Origin of the sequence: Streptomyces ficellus (assembly GCF_030406405.1) — a bacterium.
In the GTDB taxonomy this organism is placed as follows: Bacteria; Actinomycetota; Actinomycetes; order Streptomycetales; family Streptomycetaceae; genus Streptomyces; species Streptomyces ficellus_B.
Genome location: NZ_JAUEPL010000053.1, coordinates 16,285 through 32,643, shown reverse-complemented (window position 1 = coordinate 32,643; position 16,359 = coordinate 16,285). Strand labels below are relative to the sequence as shown.

General features: G+C 70.7%; 12 protein-coding genes. 5 read left to right on the top strand and 7 right to left on the bottom strand.

All coding sequences use genetic code 11. The features are described 5' to 3' along the window. Nucleotides 1-128: 128 nt before the first annotated feature. On the bottom strand, nucleotides 129-302 hold the full coding sequence (locus tag QWM81_RS26540) for a CsbD family protein (RefSeq protein ID WP_290114892.1): 174 nt from the start codon (nucleotides 300-302) through the stop codon (nucleotides 129-131). A 144-nt stretch (nucleotides 303-446) separates the two neighbouring features. On the opposite strand from QWM81_RS26540, the gene QWM81_RS26535 reads away from it, so the two are divergent. Further along, on the top strand, nucleotides 447-617 hold the full coding sequence (locus QWM81_RS26535) for a hydrophobic protein (protein ID WP_290114891.1): 171 nt from the start codon (nucleotides 447-449) through the stop codon (nucleotides 615-617). A gap of 90 nt (nucleotides 618-707) precedes the next feature. On the opposite strand, the gene QWM81_RS26530 is transcribed toward QWM81_RS26535, so the two are convergent. Continuing rightward, a complete protein-coding gene (locus tag QWM81_RS26530) occupies nucleotides 708-1,352 on the bottom strand; it encodes a dTDP-4-dehydrorhamnose 3,5-epimerase family protein (protein WP_290114890.1) in 645 nt (214 codons plus the stop codon). A 90-nt stretch (nucleotides 1,353-1,442) separates the two neighbouring features. Continuing rightward, nucleotides 1,443-2,054 (bottom strand): TetR/AcrR family transcriptional regulator, encoded by a 612-nt coding sequence (locus tag QWM81_RS26525; RefSeq protein ID WP_290114889.1) that lies wholly within the window; start codon nucleotides 2,052-2,054, stop codon nucleotides 1,443-1,445. Nucleotides 2,055-2,234: 180 nt separating this feature from the next. Between QWM81_RS26525 and QWM81_RS26520 the strand changes: the two genes are divergently transcribed. The 3 genes from QWM81_RS26520 to QWM81_RS26510 are packed head-to-tail and all read left to right on the top strand — an operon-like array spanning nucleotide 2,235 to nucleotide 5,156. Then, nucleotides 2,235-3,119: an ABC transporter permease gene (locus tag QWM81_RS26520; protein WP_290114908.1), complete on the top strand. Its 885-nt coding sequence runs from the start codon at nucleotides 2,235-2,237 to the stop codon at nucleotides 3,117-3,119. Then, on the top strand, nucleotides 3,112-3,906 hold the full coding sequence (locus QWM81_RS26515) for an ABC transporter ATP-binding protein (RefSeq protein ID WP_290114888.1): 795 nt from the start codon (nucleotides 3,112-3,114) through the stop codon (nucleotides 3,904-3,906). The genes QWM81_RS26520 and QWM81_RS26515 overlap by 8 nt, the downstream gene beginning before the upstream one ends. 26 nt (nucleotides 3,907-3,932) lie before the next feature. Beyond that, the gene (locus QWM81_RS26510) at nucleotides 3,933-5,156 is read left to right on the top strand and encodes a glycosyltransferase 87 family protein (protein WP_290114887.1); all 1,224 of its coding nucleotides are present in this window, start codon (nucleotides 3,933-3,935) and stop codon (nucleotides 5,154-5,156) included. Nucleotides 5,157-5,210: 54 nt separating this feature from the next. On the opposite strand, the gene QWM81_RS26505 is transcribed toward QWM81_RS26510, so the two are convergent. The 3 genes from QWM81_RS26505 to QWM81_RS26495 all read right to left on the bottom strand — a co-directional run bounded on the left by QWM81_RS26505 (nucleotide 5,211) and on the right by QWM81_RS26495 (nucleotide 12,427). Continuing rightward, nucleotides 5,211-10,169: an NAD-glutamate dehydrogenase gene (locus tag QWM81_RS26505; RefSeq protein WP_290114886.1), complete on the bottom strand. Its 4,959-nt coding sequence runs from the start codon at nucleotides 10,167-10,169 to the stop codon at nucleotides 5,211-5,213. 935 nt (nucleotides 10,170-11,104) lie between these two features. Then, nucleotides 11,105-11,773 carry an HAD family hydrolase gene (locus tag QWM81_RS26500; protein WP_290114885.1) on the bottom strand — a complete coding sequence of 223 codons (669 nt, stop codon included), beginning with the start codon at nucleotides 11,771-11,773 and terminating at the stop codon, nucleotides 11,105-11,107. Nucleotides 11,774-11,920: 147 nt separating this feature from the next. Further along, a complete protein-coding gene (locus tag QWM81_RS26495; protein ID WP_290114884.1) occupies nucleotides 11,921-12,427 on the bottom strand; it encodes a DUF6912 family protein in 507 nt (168 codons plus the stop codon). A gap of 277 nt (nucleotides 12,428-12,704) precedes the next feature. On the opposite strand from QWM81_RS26495, the gene QWM81_RS26490 reads away from it, so the two are divergent. Next, nucleotides 12,705-13,175, top strand: coding sequence for an Rv3235 family protein (locus QWM81_RS26490; RefSeq protein ID WP_290114883.1), 471 nt, complete (start codon nucleotides 12,705-12,707; stop codon nucleotides 13,173-13,175). Between the two features lie 118 nt (nucleotides 13,176-13,293). Here QWM81_RS26490 and secA read toward each other — a convergent pair whose 3' ends face one another. Then, the gene (gene secA / locus QWM81_RS26485) at nucleotides 13,294-16,116 is read right to left on the bottom strand and encodes a preprotein translocase subunit SecA (protein ID WP_290114882.1); all 2,823 of its coding nucleotides are present in this window, start codon (nucleotides 16,114-16,116) and stop codon (nucleotides 13,294-13,296) included. Nucleotides 16,117-16,359 lie beyond the last annotated feature (243 nt).

Sequence of the window (16,359 nt, the reverse complement as noted above, 5' to 3'; positions counted from 1 at the left end):
GGCAACCCGGTCGTGATTTCCGCTGGTGAATACCGGTCATGAATCCCGGTCATGATCCCCGGTCATGAATACGGCCCGCTTCCCTCCCGGGAAGCGGGCCGTACTCAACGACTCACATCAGTGGCGCATCAGTGGCGGAAGGCGTCCTTGGTGTTCTCCTTCGCCTGCCGCAGATCGCCCTTGGACTGCTCGGCGCGGCCCTCGGCGGTCATACGCTCGTTGCCCACGGCGCGCCCGATCGCCTCCTTGGCCTTGCCCTTGGCCTGCTCGGTCTTGGCCTGCGCCTTCTCGTCGGCTGCCACCGGAATCACTCTCCCAAAAAGTTGACGACGTGATTCTCCTCCCGTCTTGCCGAAACACCGGCACGCAAACCCGGGAAGAAAAGAAGATCTGGATTGTGCGATCTTCTTTATGCCGGGCACGAGGGGCTTCGGAGGTTGATAACCATGGTCCCGCTTCTTCTCGTTCTGCTTCTCGCCCTGATTCTTTTCGGTGCGGGTTTCGCCGTAGAGATCCTCTGGTGGATCGCGGCCATCGTGCTGGTCGTCTGGGTGGTCGGGTTCCTCGTCCGCCCGGCGGGCCACGGCGGCACACGCGGCCGCTGGTACCGCTGGTAGGCGCTGACGCACCATCAGATCGAGCGCCGGGCACCCGCCTCACCCGAGGCGGTGCCCGGCGCTCGATGGTTCCGGCTCCGCAGCCGCCCGTCAGCGGCTCGCCGGAATGAGCGGCGACGCCCCGGTCTCGTCCCCCCGAGGGCCGGCCCGCAGCCCCTCGTACCACTGGACACACGCCGCGTACGACGGCAGCAGGCCCGCCGCCTCGGCCTCGGCGAGCGTGGGGGCCGTGGCGTCCTTCTCGGACAGTACGGGGGTGAGGCCGGCCGGCCAGTCGATGGCGAGGTCCGGGTCGAGCGGGTGGATGCCGTGCTCCCGGGTGGGGGCGTAGCCGCGCGAGCAGAGGTAGACGACGGTCGCGTCGTCGGTGAGCGCCATGAACGCGTGCCCCAGCCCCTCCGCGAGGTGGACGGCCCGGTGGTCGCGGTCGTCGAGCTCGACCGCCTCCCAGGCGCGGTAGGTCGGCGAGCCCGTGCGGATGTCGACCACCACGTCCACCACCGCGCCACGTACGCACGTCACGTACTTGGCCTGGCCGGGCGGCACGTCCGCGAAGTGGACGCCGCGCAGGGTGCCGCGCGCGGAGACCGAGCAGTTGGCCTGGGCGAGCCCGAGGCCGTACCCGGCCGCCTCATGGAGCTCCGGCGCCCGGAACCACTCGTGGAAACTGCCCCTGCTGTCGTGGAAGACGCGGGGTTCCATGACCCACGCGCCGTCAATGCCGAGCGCACGCACCGGCCCACCGTCCTTTCGTGTCGGCAGGCCCAACCGCCCCGCGCGCCGGGCGTCACCGAAGCGCGTCCGACCGGGTGACGGGGGTGTCCCTCAGCTCTTGAGCGCGGCGACGGCGGCCGTGGCCAGGTCGTCCAGGTACCCCTGCGGCAGCGGGGTGCGGACCACGACCAGGCGCCAGTAGAGCGGGCCGATGATCAGGTCCAGGGCGCGGTCGGCATCCGCGTCGACGGGGAGTTCGCCGCGGGCCACCGCCTCGCGGACGACGACCGCGGCCACGCCCTGCTGGCTGTCCAGCAGGGCCGCCTTGATCGCGTCGGCGATCTCGGGATGGCGGGCGGCCTCGACCAGCAGGTCAGGGATGACCTGCGAGGCGACCGGGTGGCGCAGCGCGTGCGCGGCGACCTCCAGGAGGGCGCGGACGTCTCCGTACAGCGAGCCCGTGGCCGGTGCGGGCAGGCCCTGCGCGGCGAACGCGGTCAGCAGGTCGAGGACGAGCGACAGCTTGGACTTCCAGCGCCGGTAGACGGCCGTCTTGCCGACGCCGGCCCGCCGCGCGATGCCCTCGATGGACATCCGGGCGAAGCCGACCGCCGCCAGTTCCTCGAAGACGGCGGCACGGATCGCTTCGGTGACGTCCTCCCGGAGCACGGCGGCTCCGGCGGGCGGCCGGCGGGGCGGCGGTGTGGTCATGCCCCGGATCATAGCGCCACGCCCACGTCACGACGGGACGGTTGCGTTGCGACGTATGCACGTCCTAGTCTCGCCGTAGCGACGAAACGGGTCCGTTCCGTCGTCACCCCCTTGCCGAGGAGATGCCCAGTGAGCACGCGGACACTCGCACCCCCACCACCGGTGAAGGACGTGCGGGACCTGAAGGAGGCTATGGACGCGCAGGGAGCGGAGGACCTCCGGGCCCTCGCCCTCCGCCACGGGCTGACCGTCAGCGGCGCCCGGCCGCCCCTGCCCGACTACCTCCGGCAGCTGTGGTCCCGGCGGCACTTCATCACCGCCTTCGCCACCGCCCGCCTCACCGCGCAGTACAGCCAGGCCAGGCTGGGCCAGGTGTGGCAGGTGATGACGCCCCTGCTCAACGCGGCGGTGTACTACGTCATCTTCGGCGTGCTGATGAACACCAGGGCCGGCGTCCCCGACTTCGTGCCGTTCCTGGTCACCGGCGTCTTCATCTGGACGTTCACGTCCAGTTCGATCATGGCCGGTACCCGCGCCGTCAGCGGCAACATCGGTCTCGTACGCGCCCTGCACTTCCCGCGCGCCAGCCTGCCCATCTCCCTGGCCCTCCAGCAGCTCCAGCAACTGGTCTTCTCGCTGTGCGCGCTGGTCGTCATCCTGTTCTGCTTCGGTGTCACGCCCGGCTGGTCCTGGCTGCTCGCCGCCCCCGCGCTCGCCCTGCAGTCGCTGTTCAACACCGGCGTCTCGCTGGTCATGGCGCGGCTCGCCGCCCGCACCCCCGACATCGCGCAGCTGATGCCGTTCCTGCTGCGTACCTGGATGTACGTGTCCGGTGTGATGTGGAGCGTCGACCACGTCCTGGCGCACAACCACCTGCCGCACGCCGTGCTGCTGGCGCTGGAGTGCAATCCGGCCGCCGTCTACATCGACCTCGTGCGCTTCGCGCTCATCGACAGCTTCACCTCCGCCCAGCTGCCGCCGCACGTCTGGGCTGTCGCCACCGGCTGGGCGCTGTTCGCCGCCGTGGGCGGTTTCATCTGGTTCTGGAAGGCAGAGGAGACCTACGGCCGTGGCTGACCCGCGCAGTACCGAAGAGCGGATTCCGACCGTCGTCGCCGACGGCGTGCACATCACGTACACCGTCCAGGGCGCCGGCAAGGGCGGCAAGGGCAGCGCGACGGCCGCGCTCGGCCGGCTCCTGTCCCGTACGCGCACGGCGTCGCCGGGCACCCGGACCGTCCATGCCGTCAAGGGCGTCAGTTTCGCCGCGTACAAGGGCGAGGCGATCGGCCTGATCGGCTCCAACGGCTCGGGCAAGTCCACCCTGCTCAAGGCCATCGCCGGCCTGCAACCCACCAGCCAGGGCCGGATCTACACCCACGGCCAGCCCTCCCTGCTCGGCGTGAACGCCGCCCTGATGGGCGACCTGACCGGCGAGCGCAACGTCATCCTGGGCGGGCTCGCGATGGGCATGTCCCGCGAGGAGATCAAGGAGCGGTACGACGACATCGTCGACTTCTCCGGGATCAACGAGAAGGGCGACTTCATCTCGCTGCCGATGCGCACCTACTCCTCCGGCATGGGCGCCCGGCTGCGGTTCTCCATCGCCGCCGCCAAGTCCCACGACGTCCTGCTGATCGACGAGGCGCTGGCGACCGGCGACGCGAGGTTCCAGCGCCGCAGCCAGGAGCGCATCGGCGAGCTGCGCGAGCGGGCCGGGACCGTGTTCCTCGTCAGCCACAGCAATGGGGCGATCCGGCAAACGTGCGACCGGGCGATCTGGCTGGAGGCCGGAAAACTGCTGATGGACGGCCCGTCGGCGGACGTGGTCGACGCGTATGAGGCACACACCGCGAAGAAATAGCCCATAGCGGGTTAAAGTGCGCACCGATGACCATCTATCGGATCAGCGCACGCCGCACACCTCTGTTCACGGACCGGTCACCCGCGCTCGCGCTGACCGCCGTATGGGCCCTCACCCGCGCCGGGATGCTGCTGCTGCTGTGGCGCGACACCCTCGGCATCGGCGGGCTGGGCCGCGAGGTCTACCTGCTGTACCGGCACTGGCACCAGCTGCTCTCGCAAGGCACCTTCCCGCCCGGTGACGCCACCTGGCAGTACCCGCCCGGCGCCGGGCTCGCCATCCTGGCGCCGGGCCTGGTACCCGGGCTGACGTACTACCAGGCGTTCGTCGCGCTCACGCTCCTCGCCGACGCCGTCATCACCTTCGCGCTCGCCCGGGCCGGCGCGAGCGGTGCGTGGCTCTGGGTGATCGGGCTGCCGCTGCTGCTGCACCTGCCCCTGGCGCGGTACGACGTCCAGGTCACCGCCCTGGCCGTACTGGCGCTGCTGGCGCTGCGCGCCGGCCGCTCCCGCGTCGGCGGCGCGCTCGCCGGGATCGGCGCCATGGTCAAGGTGTGGCCCCTGCTCACCCTGATCGGCACGCCCCGCGGGCACCTCACGCGCCGGGCCTGGGCGTGGGCGACGGTGGCGGCGGGCGCGCTGTTCACCGTCCTGGCGCTCGGGTACGCGCACCCCCTGGACTTCGCGCGCCAGCAGGGCGGCCGGGGCGTGCAGATCGAGTCGCTGGGCGGCACCGCGCTGTCGCTGGCGCGGCTGGCGGGGTGGTGGCCGGGGGAGGTGCGGTACCGGTACGGGGCCTTCGAGCTCACCGGGCCGTACGCGACCGGCGTGGCCCACTTCGCGCTGCTGCTGACCGGGCTCGCCTTCTGCTGGCTGCTGCTGTGGCGGGTGCGGTCCTGGCAGTGGAGCGCGGCGACCCCGCTGGACGCCGCGCTCACCGCCGTGCTGCTGTTCACGGTGACCAGCAGGGTGATCAGCCCCCAGTACATGGTGTGGCTGCTGGGGCTCGCGGCGGTCTGCCTGACCTGCCGGGAGACCAGTCAGCGGCAGGTGGCGCTGCTGATGCTGCCGGCGGCGGCGCTCAGTTCACTGGCGTACCCCGTGCTGTACGAGGAGGTCATCACGGTCACCCCGGTCGGGGTCGCGGTGGTGGCGCTGCGCAACGGACTGCTGCTCGCCGCCACGCTGCTGTCGTGCCGGCGGCTGTGGGCCTCGACGGTGCCGGGGCCGCCGTCGCTCAAAGGGCTGTGACCGGCCGAAGGGCGCCCACCGGATGCGGCGGGCGCCCTTCTCAGCGCTCGGCGATCAGCTGTGCGTACGCAGCAGCGTCCGCATGGTCCGCATCGCCACCGACAGGTTGGCCAGGTCGAACGAGTCCGAGCTCTGGATCTCCTCCAGCGTCGTGCGCGCCCGGCTCAGGATCGCGGCGTTCCTCTGCTCCCACGCCTTGAACCGCTCCTCCGGCGTCGAGGTGCCGTTGCCCGCCGACAGCACGTCCGCGGTGAGCGCGGCGTGCGCGGCGTACAGGTCCTCGCGGATGGAGGCGCGGGCCATCGACTGCCAGCGGTCGGCACGCGGCAGCTCGATGATCCGGTCCATCAGCTGGGTGATGCTCAGCCGGTCGGCCAGGTCGTAGTACACCTCGGCGACCGCCATCGGGTCCTTGCCCGTCCGGTCCGCGATCGCCACGATGTCGAGCGTCGGGAAGGCGGACGAGAACCCGGCCACCCGCAGCGCCAGCTCGTCCGGGACGCCCGCCCCGGTCAGCTCGTCCACGATCGACTCGTACCACTCCAGGTCGGCGCCGCGCAGCATCTTCGGCAGCTGCGCCCACACCTGCTCGACCCGGTCCGCGAAGAACTCGACCGTCTCCGCGAGCCGCACCGGCTGCGGCCGGTTGCCCAGCAGCCAGCGCGTACCGCGCTCGACCAGGCGCCGCGAGTGCAGCCGGATACGGGTCTGGACGTCGGCCGCGACGCGGTTGTCGAGCTCCTCGACGGCGTCCCACACGGTGTTCAGCCCGAAGATCGCGCGGGCCGCGCAGTGCGCCCGGACGATCTCCTCCACCGACGCGCCGGTCTCCTCGCGCAGCCGGTGCAGGAACGTCGAGCCGCCGGTGTTGACGGTGTCGTTGACCAGCACCGTCGTGATGATCTCCCGGCGCAGCGCGTGGGCGTCGATCTGCTCGGCGAACTCCTCGCGCAGCTTGGAGGGGAAGTACTCGTGCAGCAGCTTGCGCAGGTAGGGGTCGTCGGGCAGATCCGTGTGGATCAGCTCCTCCGCCACCGTGATCTTGGTGTAGGCGAGCAGCACGGCCAGCTCGGGCTGGCTGAGCCCCTTGCCGGCGTTGAGCAGCTCGCGGATCTGCCGGTCGCTCGGCAGGAACTCCAGCGCCCTGTCGAGCTTGCCCTCGCGGCCCAGGCGGCGCATGAAGCGCTGGTGGGCGTGGAGGAGGGACGGGGACTGCCGGACCGCGTTGGCCAGGGCGACGTTCTGCGCGTAGTTGTTGCGCAGCACCAGCGCGCCGACCTCGTCGGTCATCTCGGCGAGGATCTTGTTGCGCTGCTTGACGGTCATGTCGCCGTCCGCCACCAGGGCGTTGAGCAGGATCTTGATGTTCACCTCGTGGTCGGAGGTGTCCACGCCGGCGCTGTTGTCGATGGCGTCGGTGTTGATCTTGCCGCCCTCGCCGTCCGGACCACCCTTGCGGGCGAACTCGATCCGGCCGAGCTGGGTCAGGCCCAGGTTGCCGCCCTCGCCGACGACCTTGACGCGCAGCTCCTCACCGTTGACGCGGATGGCGTCGTTGGCCTTGTCGCCGACGTCGCCGTGCGTCTCGGTGGTGGCCTTGACGTACGTACCGATGCCGCCGTTCCACAGCAGGTCGACCGGCGCCTTGAGGATCGCCTGCATCAGCTCGGCCGGGGTCAGCTTGGTGACGGGGCCCTCGATGCCGAGCGCGGCCCGCATGTGCGCGTTGACCGGGATCGACTTGGCGGTACGCGGGTGGATGCCGCCGCCCGGGGACAGCAGCTGCTTGTCGTAGTCGGCCCAGGAGCTGCGCGGCAGCTCGAACAGGCGGCGGCGCTCGGCGTACGAGACGGCCGCGTCCGGGTTCGGGTCGATGAAGATGTGCCGGTGGTCGAAGGCCGCCACCAGCCGGATGTGCTCGGAGAGCAGCATGCCGTTGCCGAACACGTCACCGGACATGTCGCCGACGCCCACGACCGTGAAGTCCTGGGTCTGGGTGTCGTGGCCCAGCTCGCGGAAGTGCCGCTTGACCGACTCCCAGGCGCCACGGGCGGTGATGCCCATGCCCTTGTGGTCGTACCCGGCCGAGCCGCCGGAGGCGAACGCGTCGCCCAGCCAGAAGCCGTACGCGACGGCGACCTCGTTGGCGATGTCGGAGAAGGTCGCGGTGCCCTTGTCGGCGGCGACGACGAGGTAGGTGTCGTCCCCGTCGTGCCGGACGACGTCGACCGGCGGCACGACCTCGCCCGCCACCATGTTGTCGGTGATGTCGAGCAGCGCCGAGATGAACGTCTTGTAGCAGGCGATGCCCTCGGCCAGCCACGCGTCACGGTCGACGGCCGGGTCCGGCAGCTGCTTGGCGACGAACCCGCCCTTGGCGCCGACCGGCACGATGACGGTGTTCTTCACCATCTGCGCCTTGACCAGGCCCAGGATCTCGGTACGGAAGTCCTCGCGCCGGTCGGACCAGCGCAGACCGCCACGCGCGACCTTCCCGAAGCGCAGGTGGACGCCCTCCACGCGCGGCGAGTACACCCAGATCTCGTACGCGGGGCGCGGCGCCGGCAGGTCGGGGATGGCCTGCGGGTCGAACTTCATCGACACATAGGCGTGCGCCTCGCCGCTCTCCGCCTTCTGGAAGAAGTTGGTGCGGAGGGTGGCCTTGATGACGGTGAGGAAGGACCGCAGGATCCGGTCCTCGTCCAGGCTCGCGACCTGGTCGAGCGCGCCGTCCAGCTCCTCCATCAGGCCGTCGGTCAGCTCGGTGCCGGCCCGCTGCCGCTCCGGAGACATCCGCGCCTCGAAGAGGGAGACCAGCAGCCGGGTGGTGTGGACGTTGTGGCGGAGGGTGTCCTCCATGTAGTCCTGGCTGAACGTGGAACCGGCCTGGCGCAGGTACTTGGCGTACGCGCGCAGCACCATCGCCTGGCGCCAGCTCAGCCCCGCGCTGAGCACCAGCGCGTTGAAGCCGTCGTTCTCGGCCCGGCCGGTCCAGGTCGCGGCGAACGCCTCCTGGAACCGCTCACGCGCGTCGTCGGCCAGGTAGTCGCCGCTGGCGGAAGCGGTCGAGCTCTGCGGCATGCGCAGCCCGAAGTCGTAGATCCACGCCTGCGTACGGTCCGCGCAGCGCAGCTCGTACGGGCGCTCGTCGACGACCTCGACACCGAGCCGGTTGAGGACCGGCAGGACGGCGGACAGGGAGATCTGCGCGCCCGTCTTGTAGATCTTGAAGCGGCGCTCGCCGGGGCCGGCGCCGACCGGCTCGTACAGGGAGAGCGCGAAGTCCCTCTCGCCCCGGACCAGCTGCTCCAGGTGGGCGAGGTCGGAGACGGCGGCGCGCGGCGTGTGGTCGGCCTTGTAACCCTCGGGGAAGGCGTTGCCGTAACGGCGCAGCAGCTCGGCGGCGCGCTCCTCGCCCATCTCGGCGTTGAGCGCCTCGCCGAAGCCGTCCTCCCAGGAGCGGGCGGCTTCGACGAGCCGGGCCTCGATGCGCTCGGCATCGGCCTCGGTGAGCGGGGTGAGCTCGGTGCCCTGCGGGACGCGGACGACGAAGTGCAGCCGGGAGAGGATCGACTCGGTGTTCCAGGCGGTGAAGTCGACGCTGGTGCCGCCGAGCTCCTCCTTCAGGATGTCGATGATCCGCAGCCGGACGGTGGTGTTGAAGCGGTCGCGCGGCAGGTAGACGAGGGCGGAGTAGTAGCGCCCGTACTCGTCCTGGCGCAGGTAGAGCCGGAGCCGGCGGCGCTCCTGGAGGTAGAGCACGCTGGTGACGATGGGCAGCAGCTCGTCGACGGACGTCTGGAACAGCTCGTCGCGCGGGTAGGTCTCCAGGATCTGGAGCAGGTCGCGGCCGTCGTGGCTGTTGGGCGAGAAACCCGCCTTCTCCAGGACCTCGGCGACCTTGCGGCGGACGACCGGGACGCGGCGGACGGACTCGGTGTACGCGGCGGACGAGAACAGCCCGAGGAAGCGCCGCTCGCCGACGACGTTGCCCTGCTCGTCGAACTTCTTGACGCCGACGTAGTCCAGGTACGACGGGCGGTGCACGGTCGCGCGGCTGTTGGCCTTCGTCAGGATCAGCAGCTTGTGCTCGCGCGCCTTGGCGCGGGCGTCGCGCGGGAGGCGGTTGAAGGACGGCGAGACGGGGTGGGCCTCGTCGCCGCTGTGGTGCGGGTCGGAGCGCAGGATGCCCAGGCCGGTGCCGGGTACGGCGGCGAGCGCGTCCTCCTCGGTGAGCTGGTACTCGCGGTAGCCGAGGAAGGTGAAGTGGTCGTCGGCCAGCCAGCGCAGCAGCTCGCGGGCCTCCTCGACCTCCGTGTTGCGCAGGTCGTCGGCGATCGGCTCCTTGGGCAGGTTCTCGGCGATGCGCAGCGCGGCGTCGCGCATCTTCTCCCAGTCCTCGACGGTCTCGCGGACGTCGGACAGGACGCGCAGCAGGTCGGCGGTGATCTGCTTGAGGTCGGCGCGGTCGGTCTCGCGGTCGATCTCGACGTGGATCCAGGACTCGGTGAGGGTGTCGTGCCGGTCCTTCTTGTCGCCGCCGTCGCCGAGCACCTCGATGAGCTTGCCCGCCACATCGCGGCGGACGACGAACTGGGGGTGGATGACGACGTGGATGCCGCGGCCCTGGCGTGACAGCTCGTTGGTCACCGAGTCGACGAGGAAGGGCATGTCGTCCGTCACGACCTCGACGACGGAGTGGCTGCACGTCCACCCGTTCTCTTCCACGGTGGGCGTGTGCACGCGCACGCTGGCCGTGCCCTGGGGGCGGTTCTCGGCCAGCCGGTAGTGGGACAGCGCCGCGCCAAAGACGTCCACCGGGTCCCGGTCCAGGAGGTCCTCGGGAGCCGTGTGCAGGTAGTAGCGCTGGAGGTAGGCGAGAACGGTGTCCTGGTCCGGACGTTCCCCGCTCTCGGCCTCGGTCTGGAGTTTCCCCCCGACCGGGCTGTGCTCAGCTACCCGGGCGGCCCGTTCGAGCAGCTCGGCCTTGGCATCGTCCAGCTTGGTCTGCATGTCCTCTGGCTCCTGTCGCGCGCCGTTGCGTGACGTAGGTGAAAGAGACACAACGCCACGACGCGGGGTATCCGGTCTGAGGCGACGTTATGCCGCGATGAGAGATGTCCGGGCCGTTATTGGCCAATTTTGGCGATCGGGCCGGATGGGAAGGGTCAGCGATCACCCGGGCACGGTGGCACTCCGGGCGCAGGCCGGGGGCTCCGCTGCCCCCACGGCGTATCGCGCTGATCACGGGTCCAGGCTATCGCTCCTGCCCCCCGGCCCGTCATGAGCCGTATGTGTACAAAACCGGGCCTGGAAGTTTGACACTCTGGACAGCGACATGAGAGCCGGACGGTGATGACCGCCAAGATCCGGCCGTTCACGGGCACGGGGCCCGGTGCGGGGCCGGCACCGGACCGGCACGGACCGCGCACGGGAGCGGCACCGGACCGGCGCGGGGCCCGGTGCGGGGTCTGGCACCGGACCGGCACGGGGATCGGCGCCGGGATCGGCACGCCGACACGGGGTCGGCACCGGATCGGCACAGGCCCGCCACCGGATCGGCGCCGGATCGGCACGGGTCCCGGTGCGGGGTCTGGCACCGGACCGGCACGGGGATCGGCGCCGGGATCGGCACGCCGACACGGGGCCGGCACCGGATCGGCACAGGCCCGCCACCGGATCGGCACCGGGAAAGGCACCGGGATCGGCACCGGACCCGGCGCGGGGATCGCCACCGGATCGGCACGGGCCCCGCAGGGAGCGGCACGGACTGGCGCGGGGATCGGCGCCTGACCGGCACGGGCACCGCAGGGAGACCGGCACCCGGATCGGCACGGGCCCCGGCACGGGCCCCGCACGGCTCGGAACCTGGACCGGATCGGCAGCGGCAGCGCAGTCGCCGGGCCGGGTGCGCCCGCCCGGGCAGCACCCGCGCCGACCGCACCCCCTTACGCCACCAGTTCCTCCGCGACCGCCACCGCCTCCTCCAGCGTGTCCACGACCGGGACGCCCACCGACTCCAGGCTGGCCCGGCAGTGCGAGCCGCCCGTGTACAGCACCGCCTGCGCGCCCACGTGCGCCGCCGCCACCGCGTCGTCCGCAGCGTCCCCGATGACCACGACCCGGTCCGGCGACGCCACCGTCCCGGCCAGCGCCAGCAGGTGGCGCACCATGTGCGCCGCCTTGCCGGCCGTCGAGTCACCGATCCGGCCGTCCACCCGCACGAACCGCTCCTCGATGCCGTGCCGCTGCACGATGGGTATCAGGCGCTCGTGCGGGGCCAGCGACAGCAACGACTGCGTGAACCCCGCGGCCTGCCGCGTCGCCAGCAGTTCCGCGGCACCGGCCGTGAGCCCGCACGCGCCGGCACGCGCCCAGTAGTGCCGGTGGAACGCCCCGTCCATCACCACCCACTCCGCCTCCGTGGGCAGCCGGCCCATCAGCCGCTCGTAGAACAGCGGAACCGGCACGCAGTACAGCTCGCGGTACCGCGCGAGGGTGATCGGCTCCATGCCTATCTCCTCGAACGCCGCGTTCGTCGCCCCGATGACCGCGTCGATGTCATCGAGCAGCGTGCCGTTCCAGTCCCACACCAGATGTGTGCCGCGCTTCCCCATGCCACGAAGGTACCGGCAGGCTCTGACAACCGGCCAAGGCCGGAGCAGGCCCCCGGGCGACCCCCGGACGCCTTGCAGGCGCCCTCCAGGGGCTCTCAGTCGATTCCCGCTCGCCCCGGTCGCCCCCCGGTCGCCCGCGGTCGCGCCTCAGTCGAGCAGCCCGGGAATCTCCTGCACCCCGTACCACAGCAGCTCATGGTCCTCCGCCCCGTCGACCACGAACTGGGCGTCATCGTCCCCGTGATCCGCCGCGCCCAGCGCCTGCGCCGCCGCCGCGACGTCGTCCTCGGCGTCGTCCGCGTCCGCGTGCACCGCCGCCGCCGTGGTCAGCGGCACCGTGCCCGCGATGCGCACCTCGCCGACCGACGAGGGATCCAGCGCCCCGTCGGGATCGGCGACGGCCGCGCCGTCCGGGACGTCGACGGCCACCACGACCCTGCGCCGGGCGGCGTCCGGATCGGCGGCCAGCATGCGCAGCGACGCGGCCGCGGCCCGGCTCAGCGCGGCGTACTCCAGCTCCTCGATGTCCTCGGAGACGTACCACTCGCGCAGCCCGGGTGTCACCGCGTACGCGGTCAGGGGGCCGGGGCCCAGCTCGCCCGCTTTGTGCGCCTGTGCGAGACCGGGGAGGGTCAGGGGGACGTACACGCGCATGGCAGGCCGCTTTCGTAGTCGGGGACGCCCTCAGGATACGTGCGGAGTACCCGTTCGGGCCCGGTCCCCGCCCGGCCGCCCCGTCCACCTCGTATGACCCGTTCACCGCCGCTCACCAGGCCCCCGCCCGCGCCCCTCACCCGGATAGGTGATCCACCCACGACTTCGCACACCGCCCCTGCGGCGATTGCGGGCGTCCACCCCGCCCCGTAGAAGATCACCAACGCACGTTACTGCCCGGTAGCGAACCGGGCGCGACGGAACGGGGACGACCACCATGAGCACCACCGCAACCAGGACGACGAACGGTCCGGCCGGCCACCGGGGCCGACGCGGACCCGGCGGCTCGGTCCGGCCGCTCGCACCCCGCCCGGCCGCCGGCAGGACACCCGGCCGCACCACCGTGCCGGCCCGCCGTCCGGTGCCGCCGCACCTCGTCTTCGCCGAGCGGCTGCTCGCCGTCCTCAGCGGCGAGCGCCCGGTCCACTGGATGCTCGGCCAGACCATCGGCGAGGCGTACGACCAGCTCATCAGGCTCGCGCCGACCACGCCCCTGCGCGCCCGGGGTGTGCGCCCCGTCATCCGCCGGTGCGGCGGCTACCCGCTGCGCCCGGGCGTCGTGGAGGCGTTCGCCAGCATCGCGGCCGGGGAGCAGGTCCGGGCGATGGCGTTCCGCCTGGAGAAGGGCACCGACCACAAATGGCGCTGCACGGCCATCGAACTCGGCGGCGAACGCGACCGCCCCTAGGAGGCGCCACCCAGAGGCGACCGCCCCTAAAAGGTGCCACCGAAAGCACGGGGCCGGACACGCGGCTTCCGCCACGCACCCGGCCCCGGAGAACCCTCGGGAGCAAGCCCGATCAGGGTTACTTCTTGCGGCGACGGCCGCCCTTCTGCGCCTTGCGCCGCTCCGCACGCGTCATCCCGTCCGTCTCGGACCGGGCCGCGCCGTCCCCGTTGTGGAAGTCGCCCTCGATGACACCGCCCTCGCCGTCCACGGTCGGCGCGGAGAAGTGCAGCCGGTCCGGCCGCTGCGGCGCGTCCAGGCCCTTGGCCCGGATCTCGGGACGCCCGGCACCGGCCGGAACCGCGTCCTGCTTGGCCAGGGAGGTCTTCGAGGCCGCGGCCGCGTCCTGCACCGGCACCTCCTCGACCTGCCGCTCGACCTGGACCTCCAGGTTGAACAGGTAGCCGACGGACTCCTCCTTGATGCCCTCCATCATCGCGGTGAACATGTCGAAGCCCTCACGCTGGTACTCGACCAGGGGGTCCTTCTGCGCCATCGCGCGCAGGCCGATGCCCTCCTGGAGGTAGTCCATCTCGTAGAGGTGCTCGCGCCACTTGCGGTCCAGCACGGACAGCACCACGCGGCGCTCCAGCTCACGCATGATGTCGGAGCCGAGCTGCTTCTCACGCGCGTCGTACTGCTCGTGGATGTCCTCCTTGATGGACTCCGCGATGAACTCGGCGGTGATGCCGGCGCGGTCGCCGGCCGCCTCCTCCAGCTCCTCGATGGTGACCTTGCACGGGTAGAGCTGCTTGAAGGCGCCCCACAGCCGCTCCAGGTCCCACTCCTCCGCGAACCCCTCGACGGTCTCCGCCTCGATGTACGCGTCGATGGTGTCGTCCATGAAGTGGCGGATCTGCTCATGCAGGTCCTCGCCCTCCAGGACGCGGCGGCGCTCGCCGTAGATGACCTCGCGCTGCCGGTTGAGCACCTCGTCGTACTTCAGGACGTTCTTGCGGGTCTCGAAGTTCTGCTGCTCGACCTGCGACTGCGCGGACGCGATCGCACGCGTGACCATCTTGTTCTCGATCGGTACGTCGTCGGGAACGTTGGCCATCGCCATCACGCGCTCGACCATCTGCGCCTTGAACAGCCGCATCAGGTCATCGCCCAGCGACAGGTAGAAGCGGGACTCACCCGGGTCGCCCTGGCGGCCGGAGCGGCCGCGCAGCTGATTGTCGATACGGCGCGACTCGTGCCGCTCCGTACCGAGGACGTACAGCCCGCCGAGCGCCTTGACCTCTTCGAACTCGGCCTTGACGGCGAGCTCGGCCTTCTCCAGCGCGGCGGGCAGGGCCGCGGCCCACTCCTCCACGTGCTCGACCGGGTCCAGGCCGCGCTGGCGCAGCTCCGCCTCGGCGAGGTCGTCGGGGTTGCCGCCGAGCTTGATGTCGGTACCGCGGCCGGCCATGTTGGTGGCGACGGTGACGGCGCCCTTGCGGCCGGCCTGGGCGACGATCGACGCCTCACGGTCGTGCTGCTTGGCGTTGAGCACCTCGTGCTGGATGCCGCGCTTGGACAGCTGCTGCGAGAGGTACTCGGACTTCTCGACCGACGTCGTACCGACGAGGATCGGCTGGCCCTTCCTGTGCTTCTCCTCGATGTCGTCCACGACCGCGGCGAACTTGGCGACCTCGGTGCGGTAGATCAGGTCCGACTGGTCCTTGCGGATCATCGGCCTGTTCGTCGGGATCGGGACGACGCCCAGCTTGTAGATCTGGTGGAACTCGGCGGCCTCGGTCATGGCCGTACCGGTCATGCCGGAGAGCTTGTCGTAGAGGCGGAAGAAGTTCTGCAGGGTGATCGTGGCGAGAGTCTGGTTCTCGTCCTTGATGTCCACCCCTTCCTTCGCCTCGATCGCCTGGTGCATGCCCTCGTTGTAGCGGCGGCCGGCGAGGATACGGCCGGTGTGCTCGTCCACGATCATGACTTCGCCGTCGATGACGACGTAGTCCTTGTCCTTCTTGAACAGTTCCTTCGCCTTGATGGCGTTGTTCAGGTACCCGACGAGCGGGGTGTTGACCGACTCGTAGAGGTTGTCGATGCCCAGCCAGTCCTCGACCTTGGCGACGCCGGACTCGTGGATGGCGACGGTGCGCTTCTTCTCGTCGACCTCGTAGTCGCCGGTCTCCTCGATGCCCTTGAGCGGGTTTCCGGCCTCGCCCCTCTTGAGGCGGGTGACCAGCTTGGCGAAGTCGCCGTACCACTTGGTGGCCTGGTCGGCCGGGCCGGAGATGATCAGCGGCGTACGGGCCTCGTCGACGAGGATGGAGTCGACCTCGTCCACACAGGCGAAGTTGTGGCCGCGCTGGACGAGCTCCTCCTTGGACCACGCCATGTTGTCGCGCAGGTAGTCGAAGCCGAACTCGTTGTTCGTGCCGTACGTGATGTCGCAGTTGTACTGTTCGCGGCGCTGCGACGGCGACATATTGGCGAGGATGCAGCCGACGTCCAGGCCCAGGAACTTGTGGACCCGGCCCATCATGTCGGAGTCGCGCTCCGCCAGGTAGTCGTTGACGGTGATCATGTGCACGCCCTTGCCGGACAGCGCGTTGAGGTACGCCGGGAGCGTGCCGACGAGGGTCTTGCCCTCACCGGTCTTCATCTCGGCGACGTAACCGAGGTGCAGCGCGGCGCCGCCCATGAGCTGGACGTCGTAGTGGCGCTGGCCGAGCACGCGCTTGGCGGCCTCGCGGACCGTCGCGAAGGCTTCGGGCATCAGGTCGTCGAGGCTCTCACCGTCGGCGTACCGCTGCTTGTACTCCTCGGTGAGCGCCCGCAACTCGGCGTCGGAGAGGTTGACGAAGTCCTCTTCGATGGAGTTGACCTGGTCCGCGATGCGGTGCAGTTTGCGCAGGATCTTGCCTTCGCCTGCACGCATGAGCTTGTTGAAGACGGACACTGAGGTTGGTCTCCTTGCCGGTCGGGCCTGGCACTAGGTCTTGTCATGACACTGGCACGGGCACGGCAGGTGGGCCCCACCGCAACGGCCATCGTAAGCGAGGACGCCGCCGCGCCGGGAGGTCCGCACGTACCGAGGCCGGCTGCCGTGCCGACATGCCGCCCGCAAAGAGAACGCACGGGACGCGCGGAAGGTGCCGCCGAAGCGGAAGCTGAACCCGAAAAGTGTTCGCTCCGGGCTCCC

Excerpts from the sequence above, each read along its gene's own strand:
- QWM81_RS26535 (WP_290114891.1), top strand. The coding sequence starts at position 447 with ATGGTCCCGCTTCTTCTCGTTCTGCTTCTCGCCCTGATTCTTTTCGGT.
- QWM81_RS26525 (WP_290114889.1), bottom strand. The coding sequence starts at position 2,054 with ATGATCCGGGGCATGACCACACCGCCGCCCCGCCGGCCGCCCGCCGGA.
- QWM81_RS26520 (WP_290114908.1), top strand. The coding sequence starts at position 2,235 with ATGGACGCGCAGGGAGCGGAGGACCTCCGGGCCCTCGCCCTCCGCCAC.
- QWM81_RS26510 (WP_290114887.1), top strand. The coding sequence starts at position 3,933 with ATGACCATCTATCGGATCAGCGCACGCCGCACACCTCTGTTCACGGAC.
- QWM81_RS26505 (WP_290114886.1), bottom strand. The coding sequence starts at position 10,169 with ATGCAGACCAAGCTGGACGATGCCAAGGCCGAGCTGCTCGAACGGGCC.
- QWM81_RS26500 (WP_290114885.1), bottom strand. The coding sequence starts at position 11,773 with ATGGGGAAGCGCGGCACACATCTGGTGTGGGACTGGAACGGCACGCTG.
- QWM81_RS26495 (WP_290114884.1), bottom strand. The coding sequence starts at position 12,427 with ATGCGCGTGTACGTCCCCCTGACCCTCCCCGGTCTCGCACAGGCGCAC.
- QWM81_RS26490 (WP_290114883.1), top strand. The coding sequence starts at position 12,705 with ATGAGCACCACCGCAACCAGGACGACGAACGGTCCGGCCGGCCACCGG.